This window comes from Psychromicrobium lacuslunae (assembly GCF_000950575.1).
Classification (GTDB): Bacteria; Actinomycetota; Actinomycetes; order Actinomycetales; family Micrococcaceae; genus Renibacterium; species Renibacterium lacuslunae.
Genome location: NZ_CP011005.1, coordinates 2,357,882 through 2,378,731, shown reverse-complemented (window position 1 = coordinate 2,378,731; position 20,850 = coordinate 2,357,882). Strand labels below are relative to the sequence as shown.

The following is a 20,850-nucleotide window of genomic DNA, read 5'->3' as shown; positions in this document are numbered from 1 at the left end:
TCTAATGTATGGTGAACTAGATCTGGGGGCAGTATCGCAATGAGGGAAATACGCAGGTAGGAGAACCGTGCCCAGCAAGGCATCGAAGGCAACGAAGACCTCTTCTCAGCATGAGAACAAGGGAAAGACCGGCAAGAAACTGGTCATTGTAGAGTCTCCGGCAAAGGGAAAAACTATTGCCGGTTATCTTGGCGCGGGCTTCGAAGTCGAAGCCTCCTACGGCCACATCCGCGACTTACCGCAGCCTTCTGACCTACCCGCTGAACTGAAGAAGACTTCGGTGGGCAAGTTCGCAGTCGATCTCGACAACGATTTCGAACCGTACTATGTGGTGCCCTCCGATAAGAAAAAAAGGGTCGCCGAACTCAAAGCCGCACTCAAGGGTGCCGACGAACTCTATCTGGCAACTGACGGTGACCGCGAAGGTGAGGCGATTGCCTGGCATCTCCTCGAGGTGCTCAAACCGAAGGTCCCGGTTTACCGCTTGACCTTCCCGGAAATCACCAAAGAGGCAATCCAGCGCGCCATGAACGAACTGCGCGATGTTGATATGCCGATGGTCGATGCCCAGGAAACCCGGCGCGTGCTGGACCGGCTTTACGGCTACGAGATTTCTCCAGTGCTCTGGCGGAAGGTTTCCCGTGGTCTCTCCGCCGGTCGGGTGCAATCGGTGGCGACCCGGTTGGTGGTGGAGCGGGAAAGAGAGCGGATGGCGTTCCGTTCAGCGTCCTACTGGGACGTGCTCGGTGAGTTCTCCACCACGGAGTCAGCCCAGGCTTTCAAGGCCAAGCTAGTTGCTGTTGACGGTGCCCGGGTTGCCACCGGCCGAGATTTTAACGATTCCGGCGCGCTGACCGCGAGCAAGGTTGCGCACTTAGATCAGGCGAGTGCAACTGCCCTCGCCGATGGCTTAGAGCAGGCCGAGTTCGCCGTTCGCTCAGTAGAACACAAGCCCTACACTCGCCGCCCAGCAGCGCCCTTCACCACCTCGACGCTGCAGCAGGAGGCTGCCAGGAAGCTTCGATTCTCGGCACGGGTGACCATGCGGGTTGCGCAAAGCCTTTATGAAAACGGCTACATCACCTATATGCGTACTGACTCGGTGGCGCTCAGTGATCAGGCAATCAGTGCGGCTCGGCGTCAAGCCGCTGAACTCTACGATCCCTCGTTCGTGCCGAATGCCCCGCGGATCTACTCGAACAAGTCGAAAAATGCCCAGGAAGCGCACGAAGCGATTCGTCCCGCGGGTGACTCTTTCCGGGTGCCAGCGCAGGTCGCTCGCTCATTGAGTTCCGATGAGTTCAAGCTGTACGAACTGATCTGGAAGCGCACGGTGGCTTCTCAGATGGCTGATGCCAAAGGCTCCACCGCCTCGGTGCGTCTCGGCGCAAAGAGTGCGGAGGGCCGGGACGCAGAATTCGCGGCTTCTGGCACGGTGATCACCTTCCAAGGCTTCCTAGCCGCTTACGAGGAAGGCAAGGACGAGGCGCGGCAGAGCGACGAAGCAAACGCGGCCGACGGCGGCAGACTGCCGAACCTGGCGGTCGCCGATGCGCTGCAGACCGAGAGCCTGGAACCGCAGGGACACGAGACCTCGCCACCACCGCGATACACCGAAGCTTCCCTGGTGAAGACTCTGGAAGAACGTGGCATTGGCCGCCCTTCGACCTATGCAGCAACAATTTCCACCATTATGGACCGCGGCTATGTCAGCCAGCGGGGTTCGGCCCTGGTACCTAGCTGGGTGGCTTTTTCAGTGGTCCGGTTGCTTGAGCAGCACTTCGAGAACTACGTCGATTACGATTTCACCGCTGAAATGGAAGAGGACCTGGACCGGATCTCGCGCGGCGAAGAAACCGGTTCGCATTGGTTGAAGCTGTTCTACTTCGGCGCCGATGACGGTTCAGGTCTGTTGCCGATTGTTGACAACCTCGGCGAGATCGATGCCCGCGAAATTAACTCTGTGCCGATTGCTGATGGCATCACCTTGCGGGTAGGAAAGTTCGGACCCTACTTGGAGAAACCGGTGCCGGCCGACGCGCCAGAAGGTACCGAACCGGAGCGAGCCAATGTGCCGGAAGACCTGGCACCTGACGAGTTGACCGCTGAGAAGGCTATTGAGCTGATCAACACCGCAGCGCCGGAAGAGCGCGTGCTCGGTGTTGACCCGGAGAGCGGGCATACCGTGGTGGCGAAGAACGGCCGCTACGGTGCCTACGTCACCGAGCTGATTCCCGAACCGAGCGCGGAAGAACTCGCGAATGCGCCGGTGGAGTACTACAAGAACGGCAAGCCGAAGCCGCCGAAGAAACCGGTCAAAGCGAAGCCCCGCACCGGCTCCCTATTTGCCTCAATGAGCGTTGAGACGGTCACCCTTGAGGAAGCGCTGCAATTGATGTCGCTGCCGCGGGTGCTTGGTGCCGACGCCGAAGGCGTCGAAATCACCGTGCAGAACGGCCGCTTCGGCCCTTATCTGAAAAAGGGGACTGACTCTCGTTCGATCGGCTCTGAGGAAGAGATTTTCACTATCACCCTGGAGCAGGCACTGGAGATCTACTCGCAGCCGAAGCAGCGCGGCACCCGCGCTGCGGTGCCGCCGCTAGCAGAATTCGGTGAGGATCCGACCTCGGGCAAGAAGATCGTCGTCAAAGAAGGCCGGTTCGGGCCATACATCACCGATGGTGAAACGAACATCACGGTGCCTCGCGGAACGTCAATTGAAGAGTTGACTCGCGAACGGGCGATCGAATTGCTGGCGGATAAGCGCGCTCGCGGCCCGGTGAAACGGACCAGTTCTCGGGCCAAGACGAGCACTAAGCGGAAGACAGCGGCGAAGCGCTAGCCTGCTCAGCAGGGCACGCCGCTGCCACGTTTTACCCCGCCGAGTGTCGAGATATGGTGCTTAAAACCCGAGAATAGGCACCGTATCTCGACACTCGATGCGGGCTGAAGGCCCTCCGACGCCGAAAAGCGTGCGCCGCTTAGCGGGCCAGGGCGCCCATTGGGTCCCAGGCGGGCAGTACCAGCGGTTGCTCCGCCAAGGCAGCTTGCAACTCGGGGCTCAGCTTGTTCTTATCGACGGCGATTTCAAACATGTACTCATCAAACCAAGAGTCGTTCATGGTGTAGAAACCCTTATCGGCGTTCTCCTCACCCCAGGAGTTCTCCACTCGCCAGCGCCGGGTCTGGCCGTCCAGCACATCGACCCCGGTGAACAGCATGGCGTGGGTCATCGCAGACTCTCCGATATTGACCCGCTGTTCCTTGTTCAGTGCGAGGTCCACCCCATAGACGCCGCTGTAATCAAACAACTCGGCATCCCAAAGTCCGTCGCTGCGCAGCATTTGCGGGCCCACATCGCAGCCGAACCAGACCGGGCTGCCGTTTTGCAGCGCATCTTTGGCGAGGTCTTTCATCAGCTGAATATCCACGTTGAGGTAGACGGTGTCGTCGCCGCCAATCACATTGCCGAGGTACTCGACGGTGAGAGTCTTCCCTTTGGGATGCTCGGTGCGAGGATCGTCAACCAGGCAAACATAATCATCGAGATTGAGTTTGGTGTATTTGGCAAGAAATTCTTGCGGGCTGAGTACGCCTTCTCGGCTGAACTTCTTATCGTCGTCGATCCATTGCCAGTCGATGCTGCTGGGCGGTGCGCCGAGGTGAATAGTCAGTACCCGGTGCACCTCGGTGATGGTGTTTTGAACGGCGGCGTCCAATTCCGTCTCACTCGCACCGCTTGCCACAGCTTGGCGCAATTCAAGTGCGGCTTTGCGTAGTAAGGTCTTGAGCCGGGCATTCATCTGGGCAGTATCGGAGGAGGACTCGGTCTCGGGCATGGCTTCTTGCGGCACCGCACCATATTTTTTGAAAATGCTGCTGGACATGTTCCACTGCCCGCCGTCGCCCATTAGCGACTCGCTGAGGAAGACCACCAGACGATCATCGAGTGGCCGGTCGGCAGTTTCGATCACCGACTGCAAGAAGTAATTGGCTCTTTCTAGCTTGTCGAAGTACATCGGATAGTTCTGCGAGAACTCGAAATCCTTCACATTGAGGATCTGCCGGGCCTCGGCTCGCAACAGATTGAGTGCGGCAAAAAGCCAGCACCGACCAGATTTCTTCTGGTTAGTGACCTTCCAGTCATCCAGTCGATCAGAGACCGAATGCGAACTGCTAGCTAAGACACTGTGGTTCACCGCCAGCTCATTGAGGGCCGTTCGGGTGACCGCGTTCTTTGCCAGAATGGCCGCTGAATCATCGGCGAACGCCTGATGCAATTCGGAAACTTGATTGTTTGTGATGGTTTTTGTGGCTAGTCGCCGGGTTTCACTCATTTCTACAGTCTTGTACGGAACCATTTGACTTTCAATGCTCGGTCCTCGCTGATCAACAATGGATCTGCTGTGTTGATGAACCGTCACGAAAAGGTCGGTAATACGGTCAGCTCTAAGCACGGTATAGACTCCACAGCATGCGACTTGGTGTTCTCGACATTGGTTCCAATACCGTGCACCTGTTACTAGTCGACGCTCATCCCGGCGCTCAGCCGGTGCCCTTTGCCTCGCATAAAAGACCGCTCTCCTTAGTGCAATACCTGGATCCGGATGGTGCTATTACCGAAGCGGGACAGCGAGAATTGATTGCTTTTGTGCTGGAGGCGCGGCAATTCGCTGCTACTCATCAGGCCCAGGATCTGTTGGCGTTCTGTACCTCAGCCATCCGTGAGTCCAGCAATGGCGAGCTGGTACTGAACCGAGTGCGCCAGGAAACCACTATTCAGCTTCGTGAACTCACCGGGCCGGAAGAAGCGGCGATGACGTTTTTTGCGGTACGTCGCTGGTATGGCTGGGGTACTGGCACAGTGCTTGACCTGGACATTGGCGGTGGTTCTTTTGAAATGGCGATGGGGGCTGATGAACTGCCCGCCAAAGCCATCTCGGTGCCGCTCGGCGCTGGCCGGCTGACTCGTGACTGGCTGCCGGAGAACCCGCCAAGCGCCAAAAGCGTAAAAAAGCTGCGGAAGTACATTCGCGCCACTCTGCAGGCGCCAATCGCCGAATTCGCCGAACTGGGTAAGCCTGATCTGGTGGTCGGTACCTCAAAAACTTTCCGCTCATTGGCGCGGATTACCGGTGCGGCACCCAGCGCCTCGGGTCCTTTCGTGCGACGCGAGCTGCGCGCCGTGGATCTCGGCCTGTGGGCGCAGCGATTGACCGCGATGAGTGCCGACGATCGACTGCATTTGCCCGGGGTGTCCAGGGCGCGGGCTAGCCAGGTGCTTGCTGGGGCCCTGGTCGCGGAGGCGGCATTGGAGCTCTTCGAGGTCTCCACCGTGCTAATCTGCCCGTGGGCATTGCGTGAGGGTCTTATTTTGCGCCGCCTTGATCAACTCGTCTTCGACGGTCCGCTCGAGCCGCCGCGACACGTCAGCGCACGTGCCGCCTCAGAAATCAGTTGAAAGTCGGTCAACGTGCCTATTCCGGTCGCTCTCTCTAGCGCCTCGGTGTACCCGCTCTCGGTCCACGATGCCTTCGCAACCGCTCAGGACCTCGGCTATGACGGTCTGGAAGTGATGGTGACCAATAACGCCACCAGTCAGGATGCCGCCGCCTTGCGGACCTTGACCGAGAGATACCAGCTGCCGGTGCTCGCTATTCATGCCCCGACGTTGTTGCTGACCCAGCAGGTCTGGGGTACCTACTGGAACAAGGTGGAGCAATCAATAAAATTGGCTGCTGAGTTGGCTGCGAGCGTCGTTGTGGTGCATCCGCCCTTTCGCTGGCAGAGCGAGTATGGCCGAAACTTTAGCTCCGGAGTGCGTGACCTATCCGAGTCCAGCGGGGTGCGGATCGCGGTGGAAAATATGTATCCCTGGCGGGTGCGCGGCCGGGAGGTGAAGGCGTATTTGCCCGGCTGGGACCCGATGGCTCAGGATTACGACGATGTCACTTGGGATCTCTCACATGCCGCCACCGCGGGCGTCTCCTCGCTTGAGTCGGTTCGGGATTTAGGTCAGCGGCTGCGTCATATTCATCTGACCGATGGCTCGGGCTCGGCCCGAGACGAGCATCTGATTCCCGGCCAGGGCAATCAGCAGGCTGCCAGAGTGCTGCAGTTTCTCGCCCAGGCTGGTTTCACCGGCACAGTGGTTGCTGAGATTTCGACGCGCAAAGCCAAGGGGGTCGGCGAGCGAGAAGAGTGGTTAGCTGAGACCTTGCGATTTGCTCGGCAGCATCTCGCCAGCACGAAATCAGACTAGTCCGGCTCGGGCTGTAGCCGAGACCGGGGTTGTGTTCCGGGCTGTCTCGGGCTTACTTAGATATCTGCACCATTTTTGACCGCCCAATCTAGCGCGGAGCTATCTAGGCACCACTTTCACTGGCTAGTCCGGTGCGGCTGTTTAAGTTCTGAGCCTCGAGTCCAGACCGGGAAACCATAGTCATCAGTCGTTAGCAGAATTGGCTGTTAAAAAGTGAAAGCACCGGAGAGTCTCGGTGGGCAGTGGTTGGGGGGAACACTGCCCGACTCTCCGGCGCTGTAACCGATCGTTCGAGAACGACCAGTCCGCAATCACTCGCACCTTAATGAGGTATTCACTACGTTAGGACCACACTCTGGGCACAAGCTGCTATCAAGCTGGGAATATCCTGACAATGTAGAAACACTTCAATTTCGTTGTATTTCCGCGGTTTTTCGGGCATTTGATCAACAAATTCGATAGCTGTTCGGGATGGTGAAAGGATAGAGAACATGACGAGTAGAATTGCGTTTCTGGGCTGTGGATCAATGGGCGAAGCTATTCTGGCGGGGATGCTCGCCGGTCCGGTCGATCCCGCCACCGTGGTGGCTACCGTACGTCGAATTGAGCGTGCTGAGGAACTAGCCCAGCGACACGGCATCACCGCGATTGCCAACTCCGAAGAGGAACAAGCTAACTCGCTGGCCGTGGCGGGCGCTGAGGTCGTGGTGTTAGGCGTTAAGCCCGCACAAATCGCTCCGCTCTGTCGAGAGATTTCCGCTGCCCTGGAGCCCGAGGCGGTAGTGGTGAGCGTGGCTGGCGCGGTCACCATTGAGCAGATCGAGCGCGCCCTACCGGCAGGGCAAGCCGTGGTTCGCACGATGCCTAACACCCCACTAATGGTGGGCCGGGGCGTAGTGGGGCTATCGACCGGCTCTTCGGTCAACGCCGAGCAGTCCGCTCGCGCGCACCAGGTCTTCGCGGGCTCTGGCGTGGTCTTAGACGTCCCCGAAGAGCAAATGCCGGTGATCGGTGCAATTAGCGGTTCCGGGCCCGCCTACGCCTTTTATTTGGCCGAAGCAATGGCAAGAGCCGCACGCGAGCTGGGAGTCGACGAAGAAACGGCCAAGACCTTGGCCACCGAGACGGTGGCCGGTGCCGGTTTGATGCTGGGGCAGCAGGGGGCTGACGCCACCGCACTCCGGAAGGCGGTGACTAGCCCGAACGGCACCACCGAGCGGGCAATCGCGGTCTTCGACGAGCGTGATTTGCCAGCGATCGTCTTGGCCGGGGCGCAAGCGGCAGCTAAACGTTCGGACGACATCACCGCAGAGCTCGACCAGGCTTAGCACCAGTCCGGGCTCACTGATGACTGAGCGCTAAGGCCTGGCCGCGAAGCGCTCCAGCAAGTCAACATGCCCCGAGACGATCAGCATGTGCCGGCCCGAGACCTTGGTGTCCGGCTGCGCGTAAGTGAAGTCTTCGCCCGGCGATTTGACGCCGACAATGGTGACTCCGTACTTGGAGCGTACCTTCGACTCAGCCAGGGTGAAGCCCTGAGTTTCTTTAGGCGGGTACATTTTCACGATCGCGAAATCGTCGTCGAACTCAATGAAGTCGAGCATCCGCCCCGACACCAAGTGGGCTGCCCGCACCCCGGCGTCTGCCTCAGGGTAGATCACGTGATTGGCGCCGATTCTGGTCAAGATCTTGCCATGTGACTGGGTGATTGCCTTGACCCAGAGATGCTCGATGCCAAGATCTACCAAGTTAACGGTGATCAGCACGCTGGACTCAATGGAGGTGCCCACCCCAACCACAGCGGAGTTAAAGTCCTGCGCGCCGAGCTGACGCAGCGCATCAATATTGGTGGCATCTGCCTCAACCACATGGGTCAGCGCGCCCGACCATTTCTGCACTAGGGCAGGATCCCGCTCAATGGCGAGTACTTCACGACCCTGCTTGACCAATTGCTCGGCGGTGGCCGCGCCAAAGCGGCCCAGGCCAATCACCAGCACCGGCGCATTGTGCGCCGGGCGCGAATTCGAGCTTGATTTCTCAGCCAATGATCGGCCTCTCTTCTGGATAGTGGAATAGTTGACGACGTTGCCGTAGCGCCAGCCCGGCAGCAAGGGTGATAGTGCCGACTCGCCCAGCAAACATCAGCGCGGTCAGCACGTAAACCCCGGCCGGGGGTAATTCACCGCTGAGGCCGGTACTGAGCCCGCAGGTAGCAAAGGCCGAGATCACTTCGAAGAGCACTCTGTCCAGCGAGGCATCGCTAATGATCAGTAATGCTCCGGTGGCCAGCAGCACGAAAGTTGCGCCCATAATGATCACCGAAATGGCCACCCGCATGGTGCCCTGCGGGATGGTGCGACCGTAGATCTTTACATCGGCATCGCCGCGAGCTTCGGCCGCGATGGCTAAGAACATCACGGCAAGGGTGGTCACCTTAATGCCGCCAGCGGTCGAGGCGGAGCCGCCGCCAGCGAACATCAGCGCATCGGTAAAGACCCGGGAGACCGGATCAAGGTCGTTCATATTGACCAAATTAAAGCCGCCGGAACGGGTCATGATCGAGGCAAAAATCGAGTGCAGCAGCTTATCGCCGTCGGAAAGACTGCCAATGGTCTTGGTATTGGTCCACTCAAAGGCGGCGAAGCCCAACATGCCGACTAGCACTAAGATCAAGGACACCTGAACCGTGAGTTTGGTGTGCAGGTTCCATTTGCGGATCCGGAAACCCTGGCTCAACAGCACCATCATCACCGGGAAGCCGAGAGAACCGAGAAAGACCCCAACCATCAATGGCGTCAGGATCCAGGGGTCGGCCTCATAGGGCACCAAGCCATCCGAGTGCGGGGTGAAGCCGGCGTTATTGAAAGCGGAGATCGAGTAGAACACGCCGTGCCAGACAGCCTGCCAAAATGGCTCGCCGAGAATGATGAAACGGGGGATCATCACGAGTGCGAGCACGATCTCAACCACCACCGAGGTGGTGATCACAATCCGCAGCAGGGTGCCAACTTCGCCTAGTTTCCCGGCGTTCATCGCCTCTTGGGCGATCAACTTGCCGCGTACCCCTAGGCGTCGGGAAACCATTAAGGCCATCAGCGAGGCGAGCGTCAGAATGCCGAGGCCGCCGACGAAAATCGCAATCAGAATCACCAGCTGGCCGAAGAATGTCCAATGCAGCGCGGTGGAGACAGTGGTGAGGCCGGTCACGCACACCGCTGAGACGGCAGTGAAGAGCGCATCGTGGAAAGGCGTTACCTGGCCGTTGGTTGCTGCCGCGGGCAGCGAAAGCAGCGTGGTGAAGAGCATGATCACCACAATGAAGACAATCAGCGCCAGCCGAGCCGGCGAGGAGCTCGCTACCGAATCAATGAAGTCCCGGAGTGCGGCGACAAAAGCGAAGCGACCGCGTTCGGGTTGCGGGCGCCAGGCAGGCTGACTCTTGGCCATTGACGGAGGGACTTTCTTACTCGGAACGAATTGCAGATCTGACAAGTAGTAAACCACTTTTTAGAGCTTTAGCGTGGTGCGTCGGGGCGATTGCGCGGCTTTGCGCTGAATCACGTAGCCTTTCAGAGATGTCTTCGTTCAACGATGAAATGCAGAGCGCCCCGGCCAGCTGCGTGGTCTGGGACCCGTCGCTGACCGCTTACAACTTTGGTGCCGGGCACCCGATGGCTCCCGGCAGGCTCAGCTTGACCGCGGATTTAGCCGAGCAGCTAGGTCTTTTCGAGCGGCCAAACGTGACGATGGCCGAGCCGTACATTGCCTCAGATCAAGAGTTGCTGACCGTTCACGATGCTGATTACATCGCCGATGTGCGCTCGGTCAGTTTGGTGCCTCACACCATTGAGGCACGGGGTCTTGGCACCGAGGAGGATCCGGCTTTTCTTGGTATGCATGAGGCGAGTGCCCGGCTGGTCGGAGGCTCTTTGGTGGCGGTCGAGGCAATTATTGACGGCAGTGCCCAGCGAGGCGTGAATTTTTCCGGCGGCATGCATCATGCCAGCCGAACCAAGGCGAGCGGGTTCTGCATTTACAACGATGCCGCCGCGGCCGTGCAGCGACTACTTGACTCGGGTGTCCAGAAAGTGGCCTACGTCGATATTGACGCCCACCATGGCGACGGTACCGAGAGCATTTTCTACGATGATCCCCGGGTGCTTACCATTTCACTGCACGAAAGTGGCTTGTTCCTTTTCCCTGGTACCGGCTTCGCCAATGAGACTGGTGGTGCATCGGCCATTGGCAGTGCGGTCAATGTTGCGCTGCCCGCGCACACCGATGACGCTGGCTGGCTCCGGGCCTTCCACGCGGTAGTGCCGCAAATAGTGCGAGCCTTCGAGCCGGAGATCATTGTTTCGCAGCATGGCTGTGATTCTCATCGTGACGACCCGCTGACCCATCTGAACACTAGTGTTGATGCGCAACGCGAGGCCGCATTGAGCCTTTCTGCGCTTGCCAATGAACTTTGCGAGGGACGCTGGCTCGCGGTGGGTGGCGGTGGGTACAGCATTGTCAATGTCGTACCGCGGGTGTGGACTCATCTGATCGCCATTGTCGCCGGCAAGCCCGTCCCGCTGCGCACCGAAACCCCCGTGGCCTGGCGTGAGCGAGTGCAGGCGAGTTTCGGCGTTGAGGCGCCCCGACTGATGACTGACGACGTCGACCTCTGGTGGCGATCCTGGGAAGTGGGCTACAACCCCGCCGATGCCGTGGATCGGGCCATTATGGCCACTCGCAAGGAAGTCTTCCCGCTCTACGGCCTTGACCCCTGGTTCGACTGAGTCCCCACCGCCTCCCACTCCTCGTTCTTCAGACTCGGCGGTAGCGTGGGGTAGGCATCCTTAATGCCTTTTCGGTTATATATCGCTAGGGTAGTTCTATGGTGAACGAAGACGTCTTTGCCGTGCTGGCCGAGCAAACCCGCCGCGATATCCTACTGGCCCTCCGCTCAGGTCAGAAGGCAGTGGGTGAGCTGGTCGAGCAACTTGGTGCTAGCCAGCCCACTGTGTCAAAGCATCTTCGAGTACTTAGAGAAGCCGGATTAGTCAGCATGCGGGCCGAGGGACAGCGTCGCTACTACCAGCTCGAGACGGCTCCACTACACCTCGTGGTGAACTGGCTTGATGCCTTCGGCCTGGGCTCGAGTGGTTCGGCTGACGAGGCAACAGCTAGCTCCGACCCCGTCGCGGCAACGGAAATCGACGCAGATGCCGACTCGATGCCACAGCAGATTGGCCGCAGCGTCGGTCGCGCTGCTACCAAGGCCGCCGACTTATTGGCGAACTTACCGAAGTTCGGTCGTCGCAAAGACTAGGCACAGTCATTAGGCATAGACATTAGTCACAAGCATTAGGCATAGCCGCATTCGCCGGAGACGCTACCGTTGACACCCTCACTGACCCAGGCCGGCGGCTATTCAAAGCGGTCGGCTCTTTGGTTCACGTGCTCCGGGGTCAGTTCGCTCAATCGGGTGACGCCGAGCAGCTTCATAGTGCGCAACATTTCCGAGCGCAGAATCTCAATGCTGCGCTCCACTCCGCGCTGGCCGCCAGCCATCAGACCATAGAGATAGGCCCGGCCAATTAGGGTGAAATCCGCCCCGCTGGCAATAGCGGCAATAATGTCGCCACCGCTCATAATGCCGGTGTCCATCACAATTGTCGGCTGCTCGCCGAGGGCCGCGCGCACCTTGGGGACCAAATGGAACGGTAGCGGGGCGCGATCCAACTGTCGACCGCCGTGGTTCGACAGCACCACGCCGTCGGCACCATGGGCTACCGCACGCTCCGCGTCGGCCACCGTCTGGATCCCTTTGACCAGAAGCTTTCCGGACCAGTTATTTCGCAGCCAATCCAGATCGTCATAGTTGAGGCCCTGATTGAAGGTTTTGCTGAGTAGCTCGGATACGGTTCCCTCGAAGCTGCTGAGCGAGGCGAATTCGAGAGGCGCTCGGGAGAGGAAATTGAACCACCAGGCCGGCCGGTAAGAAGCGTCGAGAATTGTCTTCACGGTCAGCTGAGGAGGGATGGTCATGCCATTGCGCGTATCCCGCAGTCGCATGCCGCCGACCGCCGTGTCCACGGTCAGCATAATGGTGTCAAAACCATGCTCCTGGGCGCGCTGCACTAGCTCGAGGTTCTTGCCCTGATCGGCGGTTGCATAAAGCTGGAACCAGCGGCGTCCTTCCGGGCAGTGGCTGGCGACCTGTTCAGCGGATGCGGTGCCGAGGGTCGATAGGGTGAAGGGGATACCCGCCTTCGCAGCGGCTGCACTGCCGGCATATTCACCTTCTGACTGCATTAGTCGGGAAAAACCGGTCGGCGCAATGCCGACCGGCAGGCTTGAATTGCCGCCCAGAATAGTGGTGCTCAGATCGACCTCGCTGACATCACGAAGTACGTCGGGCCTGAACTCCAGCGCCCGAAATGCTTGCCTGGCACGATTGATGGTCACCTCAGCCTCCGCTGCGCCATCGGTGTAGTCGAAGGCCGCAGTTGGGGTGCGCCGTTTAGCGATATCTCGTAGATCCCAGATGGTCGATGCTTTAGCCAGTCGCGCATCGGTGCCAAAGCGCGGCGCACTGAACTTCATGAGTTCCGATAGTGAGGCAAGGTCGGGCAGTCTGCGGCGTAGCGCCGGTGGGGTAGTCATCAGGCTCCTCCTCGGATGTTCTGTGGTCTGACCACAGAACAAGAGTAACCTATGTGGTCTGACCACATACACTGTGAAAGTGAAATCTCATCAACCGGTGCTGGCCTGGATCGAACAGCAGCTCTCTCAAGGTGCGCTGCGAATTGGGCAGCGGTTGCCGAGTGAGCGGGCGCTCGCCGAGCAGTTCAATCTCTCCAGGGCTTCGATCCGAGAGGCCATTGCGGTGTTAGATGCGATGGGTGTGGTGCGTGCTGCGGTCGGCTCCGGGCCAGGTTCGGGAACCATTATCATTGCTCAGCCGGCCAGTGCACTAGGTTCTGCCCTGCGCTTCCATGTAGCCAGTTCCCACCTGCCGGTTGCTGATATTGTGCAAACCAGGCTGCTTTTCGAGACTTGGGCGTGCCAGCATAGTCAGCTTCAATCGCAGGCGCTGATCGAGGCAGCTCGATTGCTTGAGGAAATGCAGGCTTTGGCTACTCCACAAACTGAAGAATTCCTGACCCTTGATATCAGGTTTCACCTAGCGCTCGCCGAATCGGCCGGCAATGTGGTGGTTAGCGCCATGATGCTCTCGCTGCGCGAATCAATTAGGCAGTACACCAGCAGTATTGTTGCTTTGCTGCCGGATTGGCGGCGCACCTCGGCTCGCTTGCATCAGGAGCATCTGCATGTCCTTGAGCTGTTGCGGCAGGGTGATCGAGCTGCCGCGGCGGCGTGCATTGCTGAGCATATCGAGGGGTTTTACCAAGAGGGTCTTCGAGAAAAATAATCAATAAGTGGCGTGTTGCTGAGGATTGGCTGTATAAAGTTATGGTAAAGCACTTTCACATTGGTCACTCCAGCATCTAGAGTATCTTTGATGCGGTCAGGTAATCCTGCCGTCGTGGGTTGTGCGATCAACTCAAGAGCGAAGGGTTCCAGAGATGGCTGAGAGAAACACATTCTCCGATGTGAGTTTTCTAACCGTGGCCGAGGTCGCGGATGTGATGCGGGTGTCGAAGATGACGGTGTATCGGATGATTCGTTCCGGCGAGTTGCCAGCCGTGCAATTCGGTCGGTCTTATCGAGTGCCAGAAGACGCTGTGAACGAGCATTTGCGCACGGTCGGACTGGGCAGTTCGGCAGAGACAGCCTAGAGGCTGTACCCTATTAAAGATCCAGATCGGTCAATATGTAGATAATTCCGGGCTTCTGGCCAGGAAAAAAGTTTGTGAGGACTTTGTGGGTTCAGTAATCAAAAAGCGCCGCAAGCGGATGGCAAAGAAGAAGCACCGTAAATTGCTTCGTAAGACCCGCCACCAGCGTCGTAATAAGAAGTAAGGCTTCGAGCCTGGCCCGTCACCTGTGGTGGCGGGCATTCTTCGTTAAGCGATGCGCTTTTCGCGCAACTTCCGGCCTCAGCCGCAGCTAACCTCAGCGCTGCCGAATCCGGCTGAAACCACGCCACAAGCCATAGACCGCTCCGGCCACGGTAGCCAGCCGAAGACCGGCGGTCGCCGCGCGACGGCCCGAGCGGAAGTCATAAATCGGCCAGTTGTGGTCTCGCGCATGGCGACGCAGTTTTGCGTCGGGGTTGATCGCCACCGGATGCCCCACCGAGGTGAGCAAGGGAATGTCATTATAGGAATCGCTGTATGCCCAGCTATTCGCTAGCTCAATACCTTGCGCCTCGGCGAGTGCCTTGATCGCCACCGCTTTGGCGGGGCCATGCAGAATATCGCCGACCAGACGGCCGGTGTACACGCCATCCTGGATTTCTCCCACCGTGCCCAGCGCACCGGTTAATTTCAGCCGGGAAGCAATCACTTCCGCCACCTCGATCGGGGTCGCGGTGACCAGCCAGACCTTGCGACCTACCCGAAGATGTTGCTCGGCTAAGGCCCGGGTGCCGGGCCAGATTTTTGAGGCAATCATCTCGTCGTAGACTTCCTCGCCGACATTGGCGACGAAGTCGGCCCGTATTCCGGCGGCCAAGGTCAGCGCGGAGTTCTGCACCGAATGAATATCATCCATATCCTCGCCGCGCAGAATGAACTTCATCTGTTTCCAGGTAAAGCCGAGGGCTTGGCGCAGCGTGAAGGCCTTCTTTTGGTACATCTTGCGAGCCAGATGGAAGAGACTCGCGCCGCGCATCAGAGTATTGTCGACGTCGAAGAACGCCGCTTCGCCTTGGTGGCTGTCAGCGTCCGAGCGCGGCTCGGCTAGCTGGCTATTCACTTCGGGCATGCTACGAGTTTAGCCAGTTTTCAAGCTTTTTCCCTAAGCCAAGCCGTGCTGTTCTGAAGTACTGTAGGCAAATGACCTCGTCGGATAGCCCGGAGCCGGTAACCCTTTTGATCAAGCCAGATTGCCATCTTTGCGGTGATGCACTGCACATAGCGCGTGAGGTTTGCCTGGAATTCGGCCTGAGTCTGAGCGAGCAATCAATATTCGATGGCTCCGGCGCCCTGCTTCCTGAGTATGTGCAATTCGCTGAGGAGGTGCCGGTGCTGCTGATCGACGGTATCCAGCGTGACTTCTGGAAAATAGATCCAGTCCGAATGCGCCGCTTGTTGGCGGTTCGTCGAGACTCCGGTGGAACGGACTGACTTGGGATTGTTCATCGGCACGACCTAAAGTAAGGGAGTGCCCACACAGCAGTTTCCGATCGGCTCCGCGGATGATGCCGATAGCCTGCCTCCGCCGGAATTAGCGGCCAAGGTCAGAGCGCTGCCAGCTGCTGCCGTGGCCCGCTTGACGCTTTATCTGCGGGCGCTGAACGCATTGCTGGCCGAGGGCGCCGAGCGGGTCTCCTCGGAAGAGCTCGCTGAAGCTTCGGGCGTGAGCTCCTCGAATGTTCGAAAGGATCTCTCCTACCTTGGCTCCTATGGCACCCGAGGTGTTGGCTATGAGGCTCAGTTCCTGAGTCGTCGCATTACCGCGGCGCTAGGCCTGACTCAGGAATGGCGCGTTGCGATCGTTGGCGCCGGCAACCTCGGGCGGGCCCTAGCGCGGTATGCAGGTTTTGAGTCTCGAGGCTTCGACGTCGTCGCCCTGCTGGACCAGGACCAGCTGGTGATCGGCCACGAGGTCGGCTGGCTACGGGTGAGCGACGTTGCGCAGCTGGAGAGTGTTTTGGAGCGCAGTAAAGCCAATATGGTGGTGCTAGCCTTGCCAGCTGAAGCGGCTCAAGACATTTGTGATCGAGTGATTGCCGCCGGTGTTCACAGTATTCTGAGCTTTGCCCCGGTGTTGCTGCAGGTTCCCGAGTACGTCAATTTGCGCAAGGTTGATATGGCGACCGAGTTGCAGATCTTGGCCTATCATGCACAGCGGTTGCCCGAAACCGGTAGTGAAAGCGCCTGAGCGAGAACACCTGACGGAGGGCTGACCGGGTTGAAAGTACGGTTTCAGCAGCGCATGCGTGGTCTTTCTAAGCCTTGAAATAGTCCCGATTTGCGGGTAGCCAGCAATAGATCATGCCGAAGATGCCGAAACCGACCTGCAAGATCACCAGCGGATTGAAGCTGATCAGCGAGAGCAATGAAATTGCCGCCAGAACGGTGCCGAGGATTCTGGCCCAGTTCTTTCCGGCTCGGATTTTGAAGGCGATCAGCAGATAGAGGGCTACGCTGGCAAAGCCAATCACCACGGCGAACACGATGCTCATGGTGATGATCGCGGAAATATCGAGGTCCGCGCCGGCCAGTTGCGGATAGGCATTGATTTGCTTAATCAGCTCAGCGCGCAGCTCTGGTGAGTTAGCGACAAAAATACTGCTGATCGCGCTGAACAGCGCAATCACTCCAGCGAGCATGATGAGCGCGAAGGCGCTGGTGATCTGCCGGGGCACCGAGCGCGCGGCTCCAGCGGCAGTACTTGTGCCCGGTTGAGGTGCCTGAGCGGGAGTAGTCCCGGCCGGCCCGTTCTGCGGCTGCTGAGCTGCCGCTTGTTTGGCCTGTTCCTGTTCGAAGGGTGATTGGTAACCGGCCGGAGCGTACTGTCCGTAGCGGGGCACCCCGGGGGCGATTTCCGGGAACTGCCCGCGGCGCGGCGGTTCGACGGATTGCGCGGATTCCTCAGGGCTGTGCGGTTCGCCGCTGGCTGGAGTACTCATAGCTGTCCTTGTGCGTTCGCGGCCATGAAAATGGCCGGGGTAGGTCTTTCAACCCTACCCCGGCCATCCTGCGTGTTAGTTCTGAGTTACTGAGTCGCTTACTGCACGGGCGGCGCGGCGCGGCGCGAGTTCAACCAGGCGGTGGACTCGGGAAGCCACATCAGCACAGTGGCGACGATGCCGATCAGGCCAACGCCGCCTCCACCGAAGATCGCCAAGATAATCGATACGGCGGCAATGATGCTCAATGCCAGCCTTGGCCATTGCAAGCCTTCTTTGAGCTTCATTGCGCAAACCACAATTGCGGCGATTACCACGAGCGCGATGATCGAGAAGATAATTCCCTTGATGCCTTCGCCGCGCCAATAACCGTTGCTGTAGGAAACACCAAGGAAGGTGTCATCTCCTCTGCCCAGCAGAGTGAGGCTGAAGATAAACCCGATAACGGTGGTCAGCAGCCAAACTCCGGCGGTGATTAGCCACAGGATGTAGGACCACTTCAGCAGGTTTGGCAGACCGGCGACATTGAAGATTCCTGAGAAGCCGCCCTTGGGCATGACGTCGTCGAAAGACTTCGGTCCGTCGGTGGGCATCTGAAACTGGAAGTTCCCTTGGTCTTGTTGCTGATACTGCGGCTGACCAGGTTGCTGATACTGCGGCGGCTGCTGACCACCTTGTGGATACTGCGGCGGCTGCTGACCGTAAGGTTGTTGCGGCGCGCCCTGAGGAGCCTGGTAACCGGGCTGTTGGTAACCGGGCTGTTGATATGGCTGCTGGGGTGCCGCTGGTTGCTCGGGTGGCACCCCCTGAGGAGCCTGGTAGCCAGGCGCCTGATATGGATCAGCGGGGGGCTGCACGGGCTGTTCGCCCGGCTGGCCTGGATTCGGGTTCTCTGGGGGTGTACTCATGCCAACACTGTATTGCTGTTCCGGCCTTTTGCATAGGAACTGAAGGTGTCAAAACTGCACAAAAAGGCCGCTTTACCGCATCGTGCTGCTTGATGACGCGGTAAAGCGGCCTGGAAGGAGGTCTTAAGCTGCGGTGAATTCAGCCTCGATGCCGATGGTGACCTTATCGCCAACCAAAACGCCGCCAGCTTCCAGCGCGGCGTTCCAGGTCAGGCCGAATTCCTTGCGGCTGATCACGGTCTGGGCGCTGAACCCGGCCCGCGTGTTGCCGAAGGGATCGACAGCTACGCCATTGAACTCGGTATCAAAAGTGACCGGCTTGGTGATGCCGCGAATGGTCAGATCGCCGGTCAACTGGTAGGTCTCGCCCGAGCCGCTGATTCCGGTCGAAGTGAAGCTCAGCTCCGGGAACTGCTCGACATCGAAGAAATCCTCGCCGCGCACGTGGCCGTCGCGGTTGGCATCGCCCGAATCAAAGCTAGCCGCTTTAATCGTTGCCTGCACCGATGAGGAGTTCAAATCCTCGCCAACCACGGCGGTGCCACTAGCTTCGGTGAACTCTCCGCGCACCTTCGAAATACCGGCGTGACGGACGGTGAAGCCGATTTGGCTGTGTGAGTTGTCAAGGGTCCAGGTGCCGACGGTCAGGCCGGTGGGGATGGTTTCAACGCTCATGATGACTCCTAAATAGTGATTCGACAGGTTGACGGGTTGCCCCGTTCGTCTATAAGAATCATGCAAACGCATGTTTTATTCCAGATCTGATTAACCTTTCTTAATCTGGTTTGAGAGAATGGCTGTATGCCCAATGCCACCGTCCACCTCGTGCGTCATGGCGAGGTCTTCAATCCCGAGGGTGTGCTCTACGGTCGGCTGCCGGAGTTTCATCTCTCCGATCGGGGCGTGGCGATGGCCGTTGTGGTGGCCGAGCACTTTCGTGAGATGGCCGATTCCGGCGTGGTTTTTGGTTATCTGGCCGCTTCGCCACTCAGCCGAGCTCAGGAGACCGCCCAGCCCAGCGCAAGCGCGCTCGGCCTGAACATTGAGACCGATCCGCGGTTGATCGAGGCGGAGAATCAGTTTGAAGGGCTCAAAGTGAGCTCCTCGGAGCTGCTCAAGCCTCGGTACTGGAGATATTTCCGCAATCCATTGCGCCCCAGCTGGGGGGAGCCCTATCAAGAGCAACTGAACCGAATGCGGCTTGCGGTCGAGGCGGCCCGGGTGATTGCCGTTGAGCGTGCGGGCGATGGTGCGCACGCCATCCTGGTCAGCCACCAACTGCCGATCTGGGTGACGCATTTGAGCTTGCAGGGACGCAGACTCTTTCACGATCCGCGGCGACGAGAATGCTCGCTAGCCTCGGTGACTTCGATCGAGTTTGAGCAGCAGCGAGTGCGCTCGGTGCGCTATAGCGAACCGGCTGCGGCGTTGTTGCCCGGGGCGGCGTCAACCCCCGGGGCATAGCTGCGGTTTGAGACCAGCCAGCTAATGCGCGACAATTGAATTTCGACAACCTGTAGAAGTGTGGGTGAACAGATGACGCTAGATCGACGTGCGCTTTTCGGTGCGGCCGGAGCCATTGCGGCCACCGCCGCTCTTGCGCTGACCGGTTGCGCTGCTCCTGACCCGCTCGCCGATCAAGCAAAGGCAGGCGACGGCAAGAACTATATTGCCGGCGACGGTTCGGTGACGGAATATGCTGCCGATAAGCGCGGCGGGAAAGTCAATTTCGTCGGCACCTTGCTGAATGGTCAGAAGGTGGACACCAAAACCTTCGACGGCAAAGTCGCCGTGCTCAACTTCTGGTACGCGGCCTGCGCTCCGTGTCGTTTGGAGGCTCCTGACTTGGAGGCCCTGAACAAGGAGTTCACGCCGAAAGGCGTGCTCTTCTACGGCGTGAACGTCCGCGACGACGTCGCCAACGCTGAGGCTTTCGCCCGGACCTTCAAGACCACTTACCCAAGCTTCAAAGATAAAGACGGAGCCGTCTTACTCGCCGTCTCGAGCTTTGTACCTCCCTCCGCGGTGCCGACCACCCTGGTGCTCGATAAATCTGGCCGAGTTGCGGCGCGAATCCTGGGGGTAGCGGACAAGTCCACTCTCAAGGCTTTGATTAGTAGCGCACTGGCCGAGGGGAACTAGGCTCAGAAGTGAACAGTTCAACGACGTGCTAAACAACCCCTTCGCCGAGGCGGTGCAGAACGGCTCTCTGCTGCTAGCCCTGCCGGTGGCGTTGCTCGCCGGACTGGTCTCCTTCCTCTCGCCGTGCGTGCTGCCGCTAGTCCCCGGTTATTTGGGCTATGTCACCGGCCTGACCGGGGTGGAGCTCGCGAAGCAACGCCGCGGCCGGATGGTTTTGGGTATCTCACTTTTCGTCCTCGGCTTCACCGCGATCTTCGTCTTACTCGGCGCTGCGGTTGGCAGTCTTGGCGCTTGGCTTTCGATCAATTCATCGTGGATTACCCAGCTGATGGGTGTCGTGGTGATCATCCTGGGCATCGTCTTCATGGGCGGGTTTTCCTTTATGCAGGGTGAAGCCAAGATTCATCGCAAGCCGCCGGCCGGGTTGTGGGGAGCGCCGGTGCTTGGTGTGACCTTCGGCCTGGGCTGGGTGCCCTGTATCGGACCGACCCTCAGTGCGGTGCAAGCGATGTCCTTCTCTGGGGGTACCAGCGCGGCCAAGGGCGCTCTGCTGACTTTCGTCTACTGCCTGGGCCTGGGCCTGCCCTTCCTGCTGATTGCGCTAGGGTTTCAGCGCGGCATGCGGGCGTTGAGCTTCTTCAAGAAACACAAATTGTTGCTGCAGCGGATCGGCGGTGGTCTGTTGATCGTGCTTGGTTTGTTGATGGTGACCGGCGCCTGGAATTATTTGATCAGCACGTTACAGGGTTGGATTTTTGCGGTGGAGTTACCGATTTGAGGAATTGTCG

General features: G+C 59.0%; 22 protein-coding genes. 14 read left to right on the top strand and 8 right to left on the bottom strand.

Going from position 1 to position 20,850, the window contains the following annotated elements; genetic code table 11:
* The first annotated feature begins 67 nt into the window (after positions 1–67).
* Entirely contained in the window at positions 68–2,842 is a 2,775-nt protein-coding gene (gene topA / locus UM93_RS11210) for a type I DNA topoisomerase (RefSeq protein ID WP_045075623.1), read from the top strand.
* A gap of 139 nt (positions 2,843–2,981) precedes the next feature.
* On the opposite strand, the gene UM93_RS11205 is transcribed toward topA, so the two are convergent.
* Positions 2,982–4,337, bottom strand: coding sequence for a C1 family peptidase (locus UM93_RS11205; protein WP_045075621.1), 1,356 nt, complete (start codon positions 4,335–4,337; stop codon positions 2,982–2,984).
* A 137-nt stretch (positions 4,338–4,474) separates the two neighbouring features.
* On the opposite strand from UM93_RS11205, the gene UM93_RS11200 reads away from it, so the two are divergent.
* The 3 genes from UM93_RS11200 to proC all read left to right on the top strand — a co-directional run bounded on the left by UM93_RS11200 (position 4,475) and on the right by proC (position 7,590).
* Entirely contained in the window at positions 4,475–5,461 is a 987-nt protein-coding gene (locus UM93_RS11200) for a Ppx/GppA phosphatase family protein (protein ID WP_045075620.1), read from the top strand.
* Between the two features lie 12 nt (positions 5,462–5,473).
* Positions 5,474–6,262 (top strand): sugar phosphate isomerase/epimerase family protein, encoded by a 789-nt coding sequence (locus UM93_RS11195; protein WP_045075618.1) that lies wholly within the window; start codon positions 5,474–5,476, stop codon positions 6,260–6,262.
* Positions 6,263–6,753: 491 nt separating this feature from the next.
* Entirely contained in the window at positions 6,754–7,590 is an 837-nt protein-coding gene (gene proC, locus UM93_RS11190) for a pyrroline-5-carboxylate reductase (protein ID WP_045075616.1), read from the top strand.
* Between the two features lie 30 nt (positions 7,591–7,620).
* Here proC and UM93_RS11185 read toward each other — a convergent pair whose 3' ends face one another.
* Both UM93_RS11185 and UM93_RS11180 read right to left on the bottom strand, forming a co-directional pair.
* Positions 7,621–8,259, bottom strand: coding sequence for a potassium channel family protein (locus UM93_RS11185; RefSeq protein WP_422784956.1), 639 nt, complete (start codon positions 8,257–8,259; stop codon positions 7,621–7,623).
* A gap of 40 nt (positions 8,260–8,299) precedes the next feature.
* Positions 8,300–9,709: a TrkH family potassium uptake protein gene (locus UM93_RS11180; RefSeq protein WP_082057111.1), complete on the bottom strand. Its 1,410-nt coding sequence runs from the start codon at positions 9,707–9,709 to the stop codon at positions 8,300–8,302.
* Positions 9,710–9,837: 128 nt separating this feature from the next.
* Between UM93_RS11180 and UM93_RS11175 the strand changes: the two genes are divergently transcribed.
* Both UM93_RS11175 and UM93_RS11170 read left to right on the top strand, forming a co-directional pair.
* Positions 9,838–11,046 carry an acetoin utilization protein AcuC gene (locus tag UM93_RS11175; protein ID WP_045075612.1) on the top strand — a complete coding sequence of 403 codons (1,209 nt, stop codon included), beginning with the start codon at positions 9,838–9,840 and terminating at the stop codon, positions 11,044–11,046.
* Between the two features lie 98 nt (positions 11,047–11,144).
* The gene (locus tag UM93_RS11170; RefSeq protein ID WP_045075611.1) at positions 11,145–11,579 is read left to right on the top strand and encodes an ArsR/SmtB family transcription factor; all 435 of its coding nucleotides are present in this window, start codon (positions 11,145–11,147) and stop codon (positions 11,577–11,579) included.
* 98 nt (positions 11,580–11,677) lie between these two features.
* Here the strand turns inward: UM93_RS11170 and UM93_RS11165 are convergent, their stop codons facing one another.
* Positions 11,678–12,916, bottom strand: coding sequence for an alpha-hydroxy acid oxidase (locus tag UM93_RS11165; RefSeq protein WP_052663755.1), 1,239 nt, complete (start codon positions 12,914–12,916; stop codon positions 11,678–11,680).
* 79 nt (positions 12,917–12,995) lie between these two features.
* On the opposite strand from UM93_RS11165, the gene UM93_RS11160 reads away from it, so the two are divergent.
* The 3 genes from UM93_RS11160 (at position 12,996) to UM93_RS17485 (ending at position 14,236) form a co-directional block, all read left to right on the top strand.
* On the top strand, positions 12,996–13,685 hold the full coding sequence (locus UM93_RS11160; protein WP_045077291.1) for a FadR/GntR family transcriptional regulator: 690 nt from the start codon (positions 12,996–12,998) through the stop codon (positions 13,683–13,685).
* A 154-nt stretch (positions 13,686–13,839) separates the two neighbouring features.
* Positions 13,840–14,052, top strand: coding sequence for a helix-turn-helix domain-containing protein (locus UM93_RS11155; protein ID WP_045075607.1), 213 nt, complete (start codon positions 13,840–13,842; stop codon positions 14,050–14,052).
* An 85-nt stretch (positions 14,053–14,137) separates the two neighbouring features.
* Complete coding sequence (locus tag UM93_RS17485; RefSeq protein ID WP_003792170.1) at positions 14,138–14,236, top strand: 30S ribosomal protein bS22; 99 nt, start codon at positions 14,138–14,140, stop codon at positions 14,234–14,236.
* Between the two features lie 93 nt (positions 14,237–14,329).
* Here the strand turns inward: UM93_RS17485 and UM93_RS11150 are convergent, their stop codons facing one another.
* A complete protein-coding gene (locus UM93_RS11150) occupies positions 14,330–15,142 on the bottom strand; it encodes an HAD family hydrolase (RefSeq protein WP_045075606.1) in 813 nt (270 codons plus the stop codon).
* A gap of 71 nt (positions 15,143–15,213) precedes the next feature.
* Between UM93_RS11150 and UM93_RS11145 the strand changes: the two genes are divergently transcribed.
* Together UM93_RS11145 and UM93_RS11140 are read left to right on the top strand one after the other, a co-directional pair.
* Positions 15,214–15,504 (top strand): glutaredoxin family protein, encoded by a 291-nt coding sequence (locus UM93_RS11145; RefSeq protein WP_045075604.1) that lies wholly within the window; start codon positions 15,214–15,216, stop codon positions 15,502–15,504.
* Positions 15,505–15,589: 85 nt separating this feature from the next.
* On the top strand, positions 15,590–16,261 hold the full coding sequence (locus UM93_RS11140; RefSeq protein WP_234399422.1) for a redox-sensing transcriptional repressor Rex: 672 nt from the start codon (positions 15,590–15,592) through the stop codon (positions 16,259–16,261).
* Between the two features lie 67 nt (positions 16,262–16,328).
* Here the strand turns inward: UM93_RS11140 and UM93_RS11135 are convergent, their stop codons facing one another.
* From UM93_RS11135 to UM93_RS11125, 3 genes are all read right to left on the bottom strand, one after another.
* A complete protein-coding gene (locus UM93_RS11135; RefSeq protein WP_045075603.1) occupies positions 16,329–17,012 on the bottom strand; it encodes a DUF6264 family protein in 684 nt (227 codons plus the stop codon).
* A 98-nt stretch (positions 17,013–17,110) separates the two neighbouring features.
* A complete protein-coding gene (locus UM93_RS17175) occupies positions 17,111–17,920 on the bottom strand; it encodes a hypothetical protein (RefSeq protein ID WP_052663754.1) in 810 nt (269 codons plus the stop codon).
* A 123-nt stretch (positions 17,921–18,043) separates the two neighbouring features.
* Positions 18,044–18,595: a YceI family protein gene (locus UM93_RS11125; protein ID WP_045075601.1), complete on the bottom strand. Its 552-nt coding sequence runs from the start codon at positions 18,593–18,595 to the stop codon at positions 18,044–18,046.
* A 126-nt stretch (positions 18,596–18,721) separates the two neighbouring features.
* Here UM93_RS11125 and UM93_RS11120 point away from each other — a divergent pair, with 126 nt between their 5' ends.
* The 3 genes from UM93_RS11120 to UM93_RS11110 all read left to right on the top strand — a co-directional run bounded on the left by UM93_RS11120 (position 18,722) and on the right by UM93_RS11110 (position 20,840).
* The gene (locus UM93_RS11120; protein ID WP_045075600.1) at positions 18,722–19,384 is read left to right on the top strand and encodes a histidine phosphatase family protein; all 663 of its coding nucleotides are present in this window, start codon (positions 18,722–18,724) and stop codon (positions 19,382–19,384) included.
* Positions 19,385–19,456: 72 nt separating this feature from the next.
* Complete coding sequence (locus UM93_RS11115) at positions 19,457–20,062, top strand: TlpA family protein disulfide reductase (RefSeq protein WP_045077286.1); 606 nt, start codon at positions 19,457–19,459, stop codon at positions 20,060–20,062.
* 25 nt (positions 20,063–20,087) lie between these two features.
* Positions 20,088–20,840 (top strand): cytochrome c biogenesis CcdA family protein, encoded by a 753-nt coding sequence (locus tag UM93_RS11110; RefSeq protein ID WP_045075598.1) that lies wholly within the window; start codon positions 20,088–20,090, stop codon positions 20,838–20,840.
* Positions 20,841–20,850: the final 10 nt, after the last annotated feature.